We start from the raw sequence: 14,898 nt of genomic DNA on the forward strand, positions 1-14,898 counted from the left end.
GCATTAAGTCCCTAATCCATAATGCTTTAATAATACTAATCAGAACATTTTAAAATTACAAACGTAAGAATAATTCAATTTATTCACTTTTGTTCTTTCTTCCAATTCGAAACCCTTTAAATATATCTGTGTTGTTTTAATAGATTTGTGTCCTAGTGATTCGCTAATCATTTCGATAGGTACACCTCTGTACTTGGCAGTCGTAGCCCAAGAATGACGAAGCGTATACGACGTGACGGGCGAATGTAGCCTTAATTTTCTGGACAGGCTTTTCAACTCATTATTAAAACGTCTCAAAGCTGACTGATACTCACGATAGGCTCCTTCTTCATTCCGCTTGTACGCTCCGCTTAATATCCGGAAAAGATAATCAGGATAATCGGAACTCCGGGCATCTGATTTATTATACAGTCCCCCAATTGCATTCTGCGCTGACTCTAACACTTCTATGCTCATAGGAGTACCGGTCTTGATGCGATTGTACTTTAAAAGTCCCCGCTCCAAATTGGACTTTTCCAAATGGGCTAAATCAGAAAAAGGCATTCCACAAAACTGAAATAACAGATTGGCAATGGCTTGCGTCCGGCGAAGCTTTTCCGATTGAGGATCTTTGTTTAATAGCATGTGAAGTTCGCCGATCGGGATGGCTTTCTTCTGACGTGTGTCTACCCCGGTAAAAACATCCCGGAACAAACCATGCACATAAGGAGCTTGATGCATATCGACACCACGATTGTAGATACTACGCAGCATACGCATATACGTAGAAATCGTATTGGGCTTCAAACGGGAAGCCATCAGGTAGTTGCTATACCTCTTTAGAGTTTCACGGTTTATCTTACTAAACGTGATGGATTGAGTTCCACAAAACTGCGAAAAAGAACGAATAGCGTGTTTATACACATGGGCCGTAGAATAACGACCCTCTTGTCGCAAACAATCAATGTAATTGTTTGCACAAATAGTAAATCGATTTTTTTCCATAAATTATAACTTATCTCATACGTGTTATTAAAAACGTGCGGAATATAGTAAGATTATAGATAAAATGAACCACAATTTTTAATTTACTCACTATTTTAGATGGATTTTCAATTTATTTCTAAAAAAAATAAGTGAAGACATGCAGTATTTTCAATAACCGTGCATTTAACTTATAACAGAGGAAAAAAAGAGAAATCAAACCATAATATCATTAAAACCTACAACCTGAGCTTAACAAGTGAAGTGGGGAAAATAAAAAAGAGAGAGAGTTTTTTATACAACGTCCCCAAAAACGAGGAATCCCTGCCAATTTTCGAGTTGGCAGGGATTTATTTTTTATCTTCAAGAAGATGATCTTTTTACTTGCAGTATTTTGTAATCAGCTCATCGACATTCGGATCACCCAATTCTTTCGCTTTCTTAAAGTTGCCGCAAGCTTCATCTGTCTTCTTCAGCTGTATCTGGCAAAGTCCCAATAAACGGTAAGCCTCACCATATTTGGGATCAGTCTTCAATATATTATTCAAAATCTGAATGGCTTCTTCATACCGTCCTACACGGAGGTTTACAACTGCATGCTCTGCCTGATAGGTGAGGTCTGTCGGATTCATCTCGATGGCCTTGGCAATATCGTCTAAAGCGCGTTGAAACTGACGGGCTTTCAAAGCTGCCTGTTCGCGATAATAATAGAACACGTCGTTCACTTCTCCTTTGACTGCCGTATGGTAAGCATCATAATCGAGCATTGCATTTCGCGCCTGACCGGCATTCATATTCATCTGCGCACGCTCCAACAAGTATGGAGCAAAGTCGGCCGTAATCGGTTGCGGGCAACGGGCAATACAGCTATCCATTAAGGCTACCACTTCTTTCGGATCCCCTTTCAACAGTTCCTTCGTTTTGGCAGCACTAAAGAAAGTGGCCGGAGAAGCAATATTGCTGGCATTTACCTTTTCATAAGCAGCCAAAGCACCGGCATAGTCTTGTTGGGCAAACAGTATATCGCCTTCCATTTGAGTGTAAATTGGCAGCGGATCAATAGCGATTGCCTGACGGACATTCTTCAAAGCGGTGTCATACGTCCAGTCTTTGTAAGTTTTCTCCGGCTTCGATAATTGATAAGCATACATCAGCTTACCTATATTATAATATACATCATCTTTCTTATGGGCTACTTTCAGAGCCTGATTAAAGTCGGCAACGGCTTTATCATACCAGGTCTGGTCGTCTTTACCTTTAGATGCATAATAATTGGCACGACGGAGATAACCATCTGCATTGGCAGGGAACTGGCGGATGAAATCGTCCAACAGCTTTTCATAGTCCTCGCCCGAGAGGCTCGAAGAGGCCATAAACAGATATACTAATGCCTGATCTTCCGTTTCGGGTAAACCTTTCCGAATACCAATGCTTTTCAAGGCAGCGTCTCCCAAAGAAAGGGCACTGATTTTCTGCGACATGGCAAAAGCAGCTCCCGCCGCATAGCAAGTAGTCACCGTATCGATACCGGATGATTTCTGCGCAATACCAAATACCTGACCTTCCGCATTCATCACCGGGCAGCTCACCATCTTATCTTTCATCTGCATGCTCAATGTATAATAATGGTATTCGCCGGCTACTTTGGAAACATCTTTCACCTTACCATTGACACAAGCAATGCTTTTCTGCGTAGAATAAGGAAGCATCCACGCTTCGGCTCCTGCCACCGGGGCTGTTTTGGCAATGATCAGCGCAGGCACTTTCTTCTCGGTGATAGCCACACGGAACTTAATAACATCATACATGTCATTCGCTCCAAGTATCAGGCTGACCGGCATCTGTTTGCCTTCGGAAGTAATCACCACCGCACGTTCGGCTCCTTTAAAAAGAGTATAATCTGATAAAGCCAATCCGTCTTCGGACACAAAGAATCCGTTTCCCGTATTCAGCATTTTATCATTCTTGTCATAAGTCACTATTGAGAAGACTGCACGTTTTGCCTTCTCTACCCATTTTGGGGTTTGTGCCATGCTTCCCTGTACCAGGAAGAAAAGCAGCAAAGGTAGAATTAAAATCTTCTTCATATCAGTCATTGTTTCTTTGTTTCACAGCTTCGTAAATCAGGATACCGGCAGCTACAGAGACATTCAGGGATTCGATGGTGCCCAGCATCGGAATTTTCACCCATTCATCACAGAGGGCAAGGTTTTCATAAGAAACTCCTGTATCTTCCGCTCCCATTATGATGCAGAGAGGACCTGTATAATCAGCTTTGGTATAGTCATAATCCCCTTTTTCGGTAGCAGCCACAATGCGGAAACCACTGTCTTTCAGATATTGCAGAGTCGAACGGAGGTTCTGTTCACGGCATACAGGAAGAGTATGTAGCGCTCCTGCCGACGTTTTCACGGCATCAGCATTGACTGACGCACTGCCTCGAACAGGAATAATCACAGCATCGACAGCTGCACATTCGCAGGTACGTGCAATTGCCCCGAAATTGCGTACATCGGTCACTCCGTCGAGCATAACAAAAAACGGATTTTTTCCTTGCTCAAACAAGAAAGGAACAAGATCCTCCGCTTTCTGATAAGTCACAGAAGAAATGAAAGCGATCACTCCCTGATGATTTTTACGGGTAATACGGTTGATACGTTCTACCGGAACACGCTGAACAGGTATCAGCGTACCTTTCAAAGCTGCAAAAAGCTCCTTGGAAAGATCACTTTGAATATCTTTCTTCACGAGGATCTTATCTATCTCTTTTCCAGCCTGAATGGCTTCTATCACGGCACGAACGCCGAAAATCATTTCACTTTTATCTAACATCTGGTTGATTTACTATTTTACTATTTACTATTCACTATTTATCAGTTGCGGGCAAGCAGGGATTTGGCATTGCTAAGGGCAGCTTCGGTGAGAGTGGCGCCGCTAAGCATGTGAGCTATTTCCTCTACCCGTTCTTCGTCAGTGAGACGGCGAATATGGCTGTTGGTTTCCGTATCGCTGTCTTTTTTGTATACCTTATAATGAGCACGCCCACGGGCAGCAATCTGTGGCAGGTGGGTAATACTGATTACCTGACGGTTGCGGTCGCCCATTTCCTGCATCATGTCCGCCATACGGTCGGCTATTTCACCGGAGACTCCGGTATCTATTTCATCAAATACGATGGTCGGCAGCTTGACGGCTCCGGCAATCATTGCCTTGATGGAAAGCATGACACGGGCAATTTCACCTCCTGAAGCTACGGAAGAGATATTCTGCAAAGTGCCGTTCTTATTGGCGGAAAACAGGAAGTTGACTGTATCTTCTCCTTGCAATCCCGGCTCTTTTTTCAGTCCCATTTCGATCAGGAAACGAACATTCGGCATTCCTAATGGAATCAACCGGGCGGCCAGTTGTTTTTCTACTTCACGCGCAGCTTTCGCACGGGCCTTGGTCAACACTTCCGCCTGTTGTTTCACTTGTTTATATTGTTCCTCTTTACGAGCAGTCAGTTCGGCAATACGCTCATCATAGGAAGTGATGTCCGACAATTTGCTGCGGTATTCATCCGTTAGCGCTATCAATTCGCCAAGGGTTTGTGCCCGATGTTTCTGCTGTAAGGAATAAATCAGATTCAACCGTTCATTCACTTCGTCCAGACGGACCGGATTGAATTCAACGGAGTCACTTTGTAAAGAGACTTCGTGCGAAATATCTTTCAGTTCGATATAAGCACTCTCCATACGTTCGGTAAGTTCCTTGGCCGGCTGATATACTCTTTGCAGATTATTCAGCGTATTCAGGCTATCTTTCAGGTAAGAAAGCAATCCGCCTTCATCCGAAGCAAACGACTGTTCCACCCGGTAAAGTCCGGCTTTTATCTCTTCTGCATGACTTAATGTTTCAGCTTCCTGCTCCAGTTCTTCCTGCTCACCTTCCACCAAACAGGCTTCTTCGAGCTGTTCGAGTTGGAAGCGGATATAATCTTCATCGGAGCGGCTTTTCTCTGCCAGCGACACTAATTCAGCCAGTTCGCGGTCTGTCCGTTTCCATTCATCATAATACAGATGGTATTTCTCCAATGCTGCATCATTATGTGCCAGAATATCAAGCACATTCAACTGGAATCCTTCTTTATTGAGCAATAAATTCTGATGTTGCGAATGTACATCTATCAACTGTTCGCCCAGCTCTTTCACTTGTGACAGCGAAGCAGGAGTATCGTTGATGAATGCCCTGCTCTTACCGGAAGCTTGTACCTCACGACGCAAAATGCACTCTTCATCATATTCCAGCTCGTTTTCTTCGAAAAACGGACGCATACCATAGGCAGATAGATCGAAACGTGCCTCTATGATACATTTGGAAGCTCCGTGGCGAATCGCTTTCACATCGGCACGCTGTCCTAGCAGGAGTCCGATAGCTCCCAGAATAATTGATTTTCCGGCTCCCGTTTCACCTGTTATAACGGAAAAGCCTGTTTCAAAACTGATATCCAGTTTTTCTATCAATGCATAATTCTGAATGTATAGTGAACGTAACACCTTATATTTAATTAAAAATTGAGAATTGAAAATTAAAAATTCGAAGATAGGGTAGCTACCAGACGGTCGATGATGTCCTGGGCTACTTCTATTTTCGGTTTCAGGGGATAGTCTGTACGACCTTTCCTGTCGATGATACTTATTTTATTGGTATCATGGCGGAAACCGGCTCCAGCGTCATTCAACGAGTTGAGCACGATAAAGTCGAAATTTTTGCGTTCGAGCTTTCCTTCGGCATTCTGCTGCTCATTATTGGTTTCGAGGGCAAAGCCAACCAATAACTGATTTTTCCTTTTCAGTGCTCCTAAATTGGCAGCGATGTCTTGTGTTGCCTGAAGATGGAGGGTTAGTTCCTCTTCTTTCTCCCGCTTAATCTTCTTGTCGGCCACTGTTTCCGGACGATAGTCGGCTACTGCCGCGCAAAGAATACCTGCATCAGCATCTGGAAAATAGATCTGTGAAGCCGCATACATTTCTTCTGCTGATTCCACATCTACACGCCGGATACGGGAATGTTGCGTTTTGAGCTGCACAGGACCTGTTATCAATGTCACCTGCGCCCCGCGACGGGCACATTCTTCTGCTAATGCGAATCCCATCTTTCCGGAAGAATAATTGCCTATGAAACGCACCGGGTCAATCTTTTCGTAAGTCGGTCCGGCTGTAATCATCACTTTCTTTCCGGATAGTTCGTCACTCGAAGCGAAAAATTCATCCAATACCCGGATAATATTTTCCGGCTCTTCCATACGTCCCTTTCCCACCAAGTGGCTGGCTAACTCTCCTGTTCCCGGCTCGATAATGTGATTACCGTAGGAACGCAATATATCCAGATTTTTCTGGGTGGCGGGATGGGCAAACATATCGAGGTCCATTGCCGGAGCAACAAACACGGGAGCTTTTGCCGAAAGATAAGTTGTTATGAGCATATTGTCGGCTATTCCATTTGCCATTTTGCCGATAGTAGAGGCGGTGGCAGGTGCAATCAGTACAGCATCCGCCCACAGTCCGAGATCGACGTGGCTATTCCACGTTCCGTCACGCTGAGCAAAAAACTCACTGATGACCGGTTTGCTGGTCAAAGCCGAAAGAGTGATGGGAGTAATAAATTCTTTTCCCGCCGGAGTAATGACAACTTGCACTTCCGCTCCTTGTTTTATCAGTCCGCGAATGATATAGCACGCCTTATACGCGGCAATACTGCCGGTAATTCCAAGAATTATTTTTTTTCCTTTTAGCATTATTTTGTAATCAAATTACTCATTTCACGCAAACGGATTTTTGTCAATGCCGCCTTAGTGTTCAGCGTGAAATCACTATTCAAAATCCAACTGTAATATCCGGGATCTTTCTTCAAAACCTCGGCTACAGACATTCCTTTATATTTTCCGAAGTTGAATACTTCCACTCCATTATCATCGTACACCATGCGTCCGGCAAAGTCTACATTCTTGCTGAAACTTGAATAATCTGCCAGGAACGCAATATCATTCTGAAGATCGGAGTAACGGTCGAGCTGTGCTTTCAGCACTTCGTAAGTGGCCCGTGTATCTGCTTCGGCAGTGTGTGCATCTTCCAGATTCTTGTCGCAATAGAATTTATAGGCAGCAGACAGGGTGCGTTGTTCCATTTTGTGGAAGATCACCTGTACGTCTACAAATTTGCGTTTCGTCATATCAATGTCCACTCCGGCGCGAAGGAACTCTTCGGCAAGGACAGGAATATCAAAACGATTGGAATTAAATCCTGCCAAATCGCAACCTTCAATGTCCCTGGCTATGTTTTTCGCCACTTCTTTGAAAGTTGGACAATCGGCTACGTCGGCATCATAAATGCCATGTATAGCAGAAGATGCTTCCGGGATATGCATTTCAGGGTTGATACGTAATGTTTTTGCTTCTTCATTTCCATTCGGATATACTTTCAGATAGCAGATTTCAACAATTCGGTCTGTGTTGATATTGGTTCCGGTTGTTTCTAAATCAAAAAAAACAATGGGATTTTTCAGGTTTAATTTCATTTCTATTTTTTTATTGGGTCACCACAGAGGACGCAGAGGACACAGAGGGTTATTTAACAAATATTCAAATTTATCCTCTGTGTCCTCTGCGTCCTCTGTGGTGAATTAACATTAATCATTTAGCATCATCGGCATCAGCAGCATCAGCAGGTCTTCGTTTTCTTCCTGCTCTACCGGGATGATTACTCCGGCACGTGAAGGATCCGCCAGTTCGATGACTACTTCGTCTGCTGAAATGTTGTTCAGGATGTCAATGAGGAATGTCGATTTGAAACCGATGCTCATTGCTGCACCTGCATACTGGCAAACTTGTGTTTCTTCAGCAGAAGTAGAGAAGTCAATATCTTGTGCGGAAATCACAATCTGGTTTTCCTGCATACGAAGTTTTATCAAGCTACTTGCCTGCGACGAGAAGATAGACACACGACGCAAAGCTCCTACCAACTGCTGGCGGTCTACGGTGACTTTGTGCGGGTTGTTCTGCGGAATTACCGAGTTGTAGTTCGGGTAACGTCCTTCAATCAGACGACAAACCATCCGGTAGCTTTCGAGCATGAATACAGCGTTGCGTTCATCGAATTCGATCGTCACTGTACCTTGTTCTTTCGGCAAAAGATTTTTAAGCAACGTAGCCGGTTTCTTCGGAAGGATGAAAGCTGCACGCTCGTTACCTTTGGCTGCCAATGTCTTGCAACGCACCAGTTTATGACCGTCTGAAGCAACCATTGTAATATCTTCTGTAGTAATATCGAAATAAATACCGTTCATCACCGGACGAAGTTCGTCATCGGCAGTAGCAAACACCGAACGGTTGATACCTCCCAGAAGTACACTTGCTTCCATCTCTACACGGACTGCATTATCACCCAATGTAGCCGATTGCGGAAATTCATCCGCATTCTGCCCCATCAGGCTGTATTTTCCGTTCTGGTACTGCACTGTTATTTCATAATTATCCGGATTGATTTCGAATGTGAGTGGTTGTTCCGGGATTTCTTTCAGTGCATCAAGCAATGTTTTCGCTACTACGGCAAAACGCCCGTTCGTATCGCTTTCATTCACTTCTACGGTAGTCACCATCGTTGTTTCACTGTCGGATACAGTCACAGACAATGTTCCGTCTTCCAATTCGAAGAGGAAACAATCGAGAATTGGCAGCGCATTTTTTGAATTAATCACACGGCTGATGGCCTGTAAATGGCTGGAAAGAGCAGTACTTGAAACGATAAATTTCATATATTTTCGTGTATTTAAGTTTTAAATGTTCTATCGCACAAAGTTACGAAAAAAGATTTGGGCTGCCCAATAAAACAAAAGAAAAAAACAGGCATTGTGTGAGGGATATTACTAAAAAATTGTAACTTCGCCGCAGAATTTAAAATTATCGCAATGGAATTTACAGGAAAAATCATCGCTATCCTCCCCCCGAGAGGCGGAGTTTCAAAAACTAGCGGCAACGAGTGGAAATCACAAGAGTACGTTATTGAAAACCATGATCAATATCCGCGCAAAATGTGTTTCGACGTATTTGGTGCAGACAAAATCGAGCAATTCAACATTCAAATGGGTGAAGAACTGACCGTATCATTCGACGTTGACGCCCGCCAATGGAATGACCGTTGGTTCAACAGTATCCGCGCATGGAAAGTAGAGCGCGTCAGTGCAGGTGCTCCAATGGCTTCTGGTTCTCCCGTTCCTCCCCCGGCTCCATCGGCTATGCCCGAATTTACTCCGGGTGATGCAAAAGACGATCTGCCATTCTAAACTGAAAGTCATTCATCCGACGCATAAGCATAAAAACTCTCGACGGGATAATCCTATCGGGAGTTTTTTTATAATTGAAGATATTTTTATTCATACAGATAATCCGCTCCAAAACCATAGAGATAAACAATTGTATATAAACCGTAATTTTTATTCTGATTTATATTTCAAAATAATATTGGGATATACTACTCCGTCCGTACAGGCAAACTGGACAAAGAGTGTAAAATTACGGAAGAAGCCGGCATTATGCAGAAAGAAATCCGGTATGAAACGGACATAATTTTCCGATTGCCGGAATACGTGGTCGAAATCTGCCATCAACATAAAATGGTACGAATCAGACAAGTGATCCATACCCGTCTGATAAGCTATTGCACCATTGAGCACTTCACCTTTATCCAATTGACGAATATAATGCGACAGACTGTTCTCATCCGGAGCAAGCAACAAGCGTCCACCATAAAATGCCGCATACATATCCAAAGTCGGCTCTACGAAACCGGTCAGTTGTTTAAACAAGGTTGTTTGAGGCAACCGATAGACCAAGTATGCCTTATTTACAGTATAACAAAAAGTAATTCGGGGAGTTTTTCTTCCTTCATCTGCCGGAGCAGTATTGACAAGGGTACGAAGCATTCTTTCAGCCTCCGTCACATCTGCCACAGACAGGCTCAAGACTGCCGCCGCATCCTGATCCTGTAACGTATCTTCACGCAGAAAGAGACAGGCAACCAAGTCCTGTCCGGCATTTTCCATCAGATAGCGGGAAAATTCTTTATCTCTATTCTGCACTTCGCTCGTGCGAACCGTCTCATTCTGCTCCTGCGCATTTCCATAAGAAAGCAAAGATGTCCAGTCCGCAATCCCCTGTCTGCTAAAATAGAAAGCAGTAGAAGGCAGTGCCTCACCCGGGAAGCCTTTGACTGATTGCTGTTGGCGAAGCTGGTTTATAAATGCAAAGCAAGTATCCGCATCGTGAGTAATGCCGGAGAAATAGATAAAATCATCTTTCATCTTCATGTCAAATTCCGTCCATCCCATCATCCCTTTCATACGGGTATAGATTGTGGCGGCCGCTGCACTTTTTTCGGAGCACGCACTCCTGTAAAGGTAGGATCATCCGCCAGCGATTTGCCACTCTTATATGCATCAATAACGTTTTCAATCAGTTTTTTTTGAAAACTTAATGCCATAAAGTCAGACGTCAGATAGCAGGCAAGAAAATCACCATCCGCCATCGGGTAAATGATTATTTCCTCTCCTTTGTAAGCAAATGTTTTCGGCGGATAAAGCGAAGATATATATTTACGTACAAACTTGTTTACCAACTCCTTATCCCCATTTCCCAATCTGCAATAAAGTATCTGGTTCCGTTCGTTATCCGGTTCATGGAAACTAATCAGCATCTGATTCATTTGCCGGCTCAAACCATGAGGAGTATCTTCCGAGAGGGCATAAAGGCTTTGTTTCAGATAAGAAAAAAGTTTGGACACATAAAGATATTGCTGATTTTTACTACAAGTCAGATCATCGACCTCCGCTACAAATTCGAGCACATCATCAGTAACAAACACGGCTGAAGTGGTGGACGGAACCAGTTCATAAAGATTAAAATCCTTCTGCCCTTCGGCCGCCGACAGTCTAAAAAAAGAGTACAATGCGAAACCTGAGCACAAAAGTACAACAGAAGACGTGATCGCTATTTTCACTATCGTACGAAGTTTCATAATATTCGCTGTTTATCGGCTAGGTGCAAAAATAATAATTTCTACAAAGAAAACAAAACTTTTGCTAAAAATTTCACCGATAATCAAAGATAGATATCCAATCCGTCGAATGCCAGGTGAATATTTTCCGGAAGGCTCTTTTCAACCTCCGCATGTAAGCCCATATCATGACTCATGTGTATAAAGTACGTCTTCTTTGCTTGAATGCGCCGCGCCACTGCCAATGCTTCTTCCAGATTCTGATGGGTAGGATGCGAGGCAATCCGAAGTGCATTCACTACCAAAACATCTATTCCCGCCAATTGTTCATAAGATTCTTCGGGCATGGTCAACATATCAGTGATATAACCTAATTGCCCGATACGATATCCCAAAATAGGCAATCGCCCATGCATCACACGTAAAGGAAGCACCTCCGTGTGGTTAACAGAAAAGGCCTGCCCCACAGAAATTTCCTGCAAAGGAATGTCGGGAACGCCCGGATAACGATGGTCGACAAAGCAATAGGGCATACGCAAACGCAAGCCTTGCGCCACATAATTTTCCGCATAAATGGGCACTGAACCAAACCGGCAAAACGGACGTAAATCGTCCAACCCGCCCACATGGTCATAATGTTCATGCGTAATGAGCACACCATCTATCTTCTCAAAAGGAAGATGCAATACCTGTGTCCGGAAATCCGGACCGCAATCTATCAAAATCCGCGCATCATCTGTCTCGACAATAGCAGATGCACGCAATCGGTTATCTTTCGGATCGGCAGAAGTACAAACCGGACATGTACAGCCGATTTGGGGTACTCCCGTCGATGTTCCACTTCCAATGATTCTTACTTTCACTTGTTTAATTGAGAATTGAAAATTGAGAATTAAAAAATAATAGTTGAGAATGAGAAATTTGGAATTGAGAACGAAAAAAAGAAAGGTTATAGAGTATTTCTACACCTGAACACTTTTCATTATTCATATAGCTATTCTTCATTCTCAATTTCTACTTCTCAATTTATTAAGTTAACTTCCGGGTGGATATCAATACCGAACTTCTCACGAACAGAGGTTCGAACTGCATCTGAAAGCGCAAGGATATCGCTACCTTTTGCTCCACCAAGATTCACTAATACCAGTGCTTGTTTATCATGCACGGCAGCCGGACCTAAAGCCTTACCTTTCCAGCCGCATTGATCGATCATCCATCCTGCCGGGATTTTCACCCGACCGTCTGACAGCTCATAGTATGGTATCCGGGGATATTCCTGCTGCAAGGCTTCCAGTTTTTCTTTCGGCACAATAGGATTCATAAAGAAGCTGCCGGCATTACCCATTACTTTCGGGTCGGGCAACTTGCTCTCACGAATCTCAATTATCACTTTCCGTACAACAGAAAGCGTCAATGCCGGATATTTTTCAAGCTCCTGACGAATGGTTCCATAATCTAACGTATAATATTCTTTTTTACTAAGCCGGAAACGGACATAGGTGACAAAAGCCGACTTGTTTTCCGGACGTTTAAAAATACTGTTACGGTAGGTATACCCACACTCTTCCACCGAATAAACGCGTTCTTCAGCTTGAATGTTCACTGTTTCCACTGCTGTTATCAGATCTTTCACTTCAACGCCATAAGCTCCAATGTTTTGTACCGCACTCGCTCCCACTTCACCGGGAATGAGCGACAGATTCTCCGTTCCATACCATCCATGTTCTACGCAATATGCAACGAAGTCGTCCCATACTACCCCCGCTCCCACTCGTACCGATACAGAGTGTTCATCTTTTTCCGTCACTTCGATTCCTTCAATGCGGGAATGGAGTATCAATCCGTCGTAATCTTTGGTAAACAGCAGGTTACTGCCGCCACCAATATGCAAAAAGGTGTCACAACGGCACCTTGCACAATCAGCTTCTTCAATTCTTCAACCGAAGAATATTCTAAAAAACGAGCGGCACTGACATCGATGCCGAATGTATTGTAGGGCAAAAGAGAATACATATATTTCTAGTTATAAGTTATACTGTTATAGTGCGTCGTAACCTGTATCAGATACTTGTATCTTCAAACTTATACAATTCCCATTCTCCGGCTTTCCGGCGGAAATAAAGGATATTGGAAAAACCATTGCCGATACCTTTCAACGCCAGAATTTTCGTGGGCGAATCATCGCCATTCCGCTGTCCGTAATTAATATTAGAAAGGCGGTCGACAGGAAGTACCGGTTTGAAGGCAAACCACTGATTAAGATCGAGGGTTGTCTCCAAAATGGAGAAATCATCGTCCGGATCGCTGGTTACAAAAGCTAACGGCTCCCTCACACGCTGACTCTGAAAAAGACTATCCGTTGCAAAATGTCCGAAAAACTCAACAAAGTTCTCATTATCACTTTGCTCAATGGGCCGCAGGTTGATTGCCTCCAGCACCCATGCACCTTTGATACGTTCAAAATAGTATCTTTTCACCATTCGCGTTTTCACGAACATCCACTCTACCTGCACAGAAGTGAGGGAGGTATCTCCTACTAAATCCATGTCTTCTTCTCTATCAAACAGCAGAGTATAATAATGCTGCTTGGTAAACAAGTCATCATGCTTCCAGTTGCGTTCCTCGATGTTTGATTTCTTATCTCCATTGTAGTAGGGCAATGGAAATTTCACACGCTGACGCTGTAACACTTCATCGGAAGCAAAATTGTAGATAAAATCATCGAAAGATTCATCTGCCTGTATAGGCTGCGGATCTTCCGGCGATTTATCATGGTGGCTAGAATCGGCTATCTGCCGGATTGAATCCACCTCTTTAGTAATAGATGCGAAAGGGTCAATATTTGTTTTCTTGTTTCCACAAGAGCTCAATATACCGAGCAGTATGACCCCTGCAATTAGTTTTTTCATTATTTCAGTTTCTCTCTTAACTTTTCAAGCATATCTACCGTCATGCTTTCCAAATTGTAGGCCGGCTTCCATCCCCACTCTTCACGAGCGCAGGTATCGTCCAGGCTATCGGGCCAGCTATCGGCTATACGCTGTTTCAGAGGATCTATATCATAGATCATCTCAAACTGCGGCACATGCTTCTTGATAGCCTGATATATCGTTTCCGGGTCGAAACTCATGGAAGCGATATTGAAAGCATTGCGGTGTATCAATCTTGCCGGATCGGCTTCCATCAGCGTAATTGCTGCGTTCAGCGCATCCGGCATGTACATCATATCCATTAAAGTGCCTTGCTTAATGGGGCACACAAACTTTTCTCCTTTCACTGCCGAGTAGTAAATATCGACAGCATAATCAGTCGTACCTCCTCCCGGAGGGGTCACATTCGAAATAATGCCCGGGAAACGGACAGCACGGGTATCGACACCGTATTTATTAAAATAGTAATCACTCAATAACTCTGTCGTTACTTTGGTGACTCCATACATGGTACGCGGACGCTGAATGGTGTCCTGCGGTGTTTTCGTGTGAGGCGTACTAGCTCCAAACGAACCGATAGAACTCGGAGTAAACACTGCGCACCCTTGTTCACGTGCCACTTCCAGCACATTCCACAATCCGTCGATGCCTATTTTCCAAGCCAACTTGGGTTTCGACTCGGCAACTACGGACAACAGAGCAGCCAAATTATAAATCGTATCAATGTGATACTCTTTTACTACAGATGCAATTGCATCGCCATCTGTTACATCAGCAATTGCCGACGGTCCCGACTCCTTTAATTCCCCTTTAGGTTCTGCACCCGGAATATAACCTGCTACTACATTTGCATTTCCGTAACGTTTCCGTAGCTCCATCGTTAGCTCCGACCCTATCTGTCCGGTAGCTCCAATAATCAAAATGTGTTCCATTTTTTCTTCTGACTTAGAATATCAAGCTTAAATAGTGCGCAAAGT

General features: G+C 43.7%; 11 protein-coding genes and 2 pseudogenes. 1 reads left to right on the forward strand and 12 read right to left on the reverse strand.

The features are described 5' to 3' along the window. Positions 1 to 39: 39 nt before the first annotated feature. The 7 genes from NXX38_RS22105 to dnaN all read right to left on the reverse strand — a co-directional run bounded on the left by NXX38_RS22105 (position 40) and on the right by dnaN (position 8,754). Positions 40 to 984: a site-specific integrase gene (locus tag NXX38_RS22105; protein ID WP_148364976.1), complete on the reverse strand. Its 945-nt coding sequence runs from the start codon at positions 982 to 984 to the stop codon at positions 40 to 42. A gap of 359 nt (positions 985 to 1,343) precedes the next feature. Further along, positions 1,344 to 3,050: a serine protease gene (locus tag NXX38_RS22110; RefSeq protein WP_258981162.1), complete on the reverse strand. Its 1,707-nt coding sequence runs from the start codon at positions 3,048 to 3,050 to the stop codon at positions 1,344 to 1,346. A 1-nt stretch (position 3,051) separates the two neighbouring features. After that, positions 3,052 to 3,795 carry a 23S rRNA (guanosine(2251)-2'-O)-methyltransferase RlmB gene (gene rlmB, locus NXX38_RS22115; protein ID WP_148364972.1) on the reverse strand — a complete coding sequence of 248 codons (744 nt, stop codon included), beginning with the start codon at positions 3,793 to 3,795 and terminating at the stop codon, positions 3,052 to 3,054. Positions 3,796 to 3,836: 41 nt separating this feature from the next. Continuing rightward, positions 3,837 to 5,498, reverse strand: coding sequence for a DNA repair protein RecN (recN, locus tag NXX38_RS22120; protein WP_148364971.1), 1,662 nt, complete (start codon positions 5,496 to 5,498; stop codon positions 3,837 to 3,839). Positions 5,499 to 5,530: 32 nt separating this feature from the next. Further along, positions 5,531 to 6,739 (reverse strand): bifunctional phosphopantothenoylcysteine decarboxylase/phosphopantothenate--cysteine ligase CoaBC, encoded by a 1,209-nt coding sequence (coaBC, locus tag NXX38_RS22125; protein ID WP_148364970.1) that lies wholly within the window; start codon positions 6,737 to 6,739, stop codon positions 5,531 to 5,533. Beyond that, positions 6,739 to 7,518 (reverse strand): 3'-5' exonuclease, encoded by a 780-nt coding sequence (locus tag NXX38_RS22130; RefSeq protein WP_004316864.1) that lies wholly within the window; start codon positions 7,516 to 7,518, stop codon positions 6,739 to 6,741. The genes coaBC and NXX38_RS22130 overlap by 1 nt, the downstream gene beginning before the upstream one ends. A gap of 111 nt (positions 7,519 to 7,629) precedes the next feature. Next, entirely contained in the window at positions 7,630 to 8,754 is a 1,125-nt protein-coding gene (dnaN, locus tag NXX38_RS22135; RefSeq protein ID WP_004297029.1) for a DNA polymerase III subunit beta, read from the reverse strand. A 153-nt stretch (positions 8,755 to 8,907) separates the two neighbouring features. On the opposite strand from dnaN, the gene NXX38_RS22140 reads away from it, so the two are divergent. After that, positions 8,908 to 9,282 (forward strand): DUF3127 domain-containing protein, encoded by a 375-nt coding sequence (locus NXX38_RS22140; protein WP_087318232.1) that lies wholly within the window; start codon positions 8,908 to 8,910, stop codon positions 9,280 to 9,282. 150 nt (positions 9,283 to 9,432) lie between these two features. Here NXX38_RS22140 and NXX38_RS22145 read toward each other — a convergent pair. From NXX38_RS22145 to NXX38_RS22165, 5 genes and pseudogenes are all read right to left on the reverse strand, one after another. Next, a pseudogene (locus NXX38_RS22145) lies at positions 9,433 to 11,012 on the reverse strand (DUF3352 domain-containing protein). Positions 11,013 to 11,095: 83 nt separating this feature from the next. After that, positions 11,096 to 11,854 carry an MBL fold metallo-hydrolase gene (locus tag NXX38_RS22150; protein WP_148364968.1) on the reverse strand — a complete coding sequence of 253 codons (759 nt, stop codon included), beginning with the start codon at positions 11,852 to 11,854 and terminating at the stop codon, positions 11,096 to 11,098. A gap of 158 nt (positions 11,855 to 12,012) precedes the next feature. Next, positions 12,013 to 13,004 (reverse strand): annotated as a pseudogene (gene murB, locus NXX38_RS22155) (UDP-N-acetylmuramate dehydrogenase). Positions 13,005 to 13,051: 47 nt separating this feature from the next. Beyond that, positions 13,052 to 13,900 carry a DUF4348 domain-containing protein gene (locus tag NXX38_RS22160; RefSeq protein ID WP_258981165.1) on the reverse strand — a complete coding sequence of 283 codons (849 nt, stop codon included), beginning with the start codon at positions 13,898 to 13,900 and terminating at the stop codon, positions 13,052 to 13,054. After that, positions 13,900 to 14,853, reverse strand: a complete 954-nt coding sequence (locus NXX38_RS22165; RefSeq protein ID WP_148364965.1) for an NAD-dependent epimerase/dehydratase family protein — start codon at positions 14,851 to 14,853, stop codon at positions 13,900 to 13,902. Before NXX38_RS22165 ends, NXX38_RS22160 begins: the two co-directional genes overlap by 1 nt. Between the last annotated feature and the right edge of the window lie 45 nt (positions 14,854 to 14,898).

It is taken from the genome of Bacteroides sp. BFG-637 (genome assembly GCF_024793605.1).
Lineage (GTDB): Bacteria > Bacteroidota > Bacteroidia > Bacteroidales > Bacteroidaceae > Bacteroides > Bacteroides vicugnae.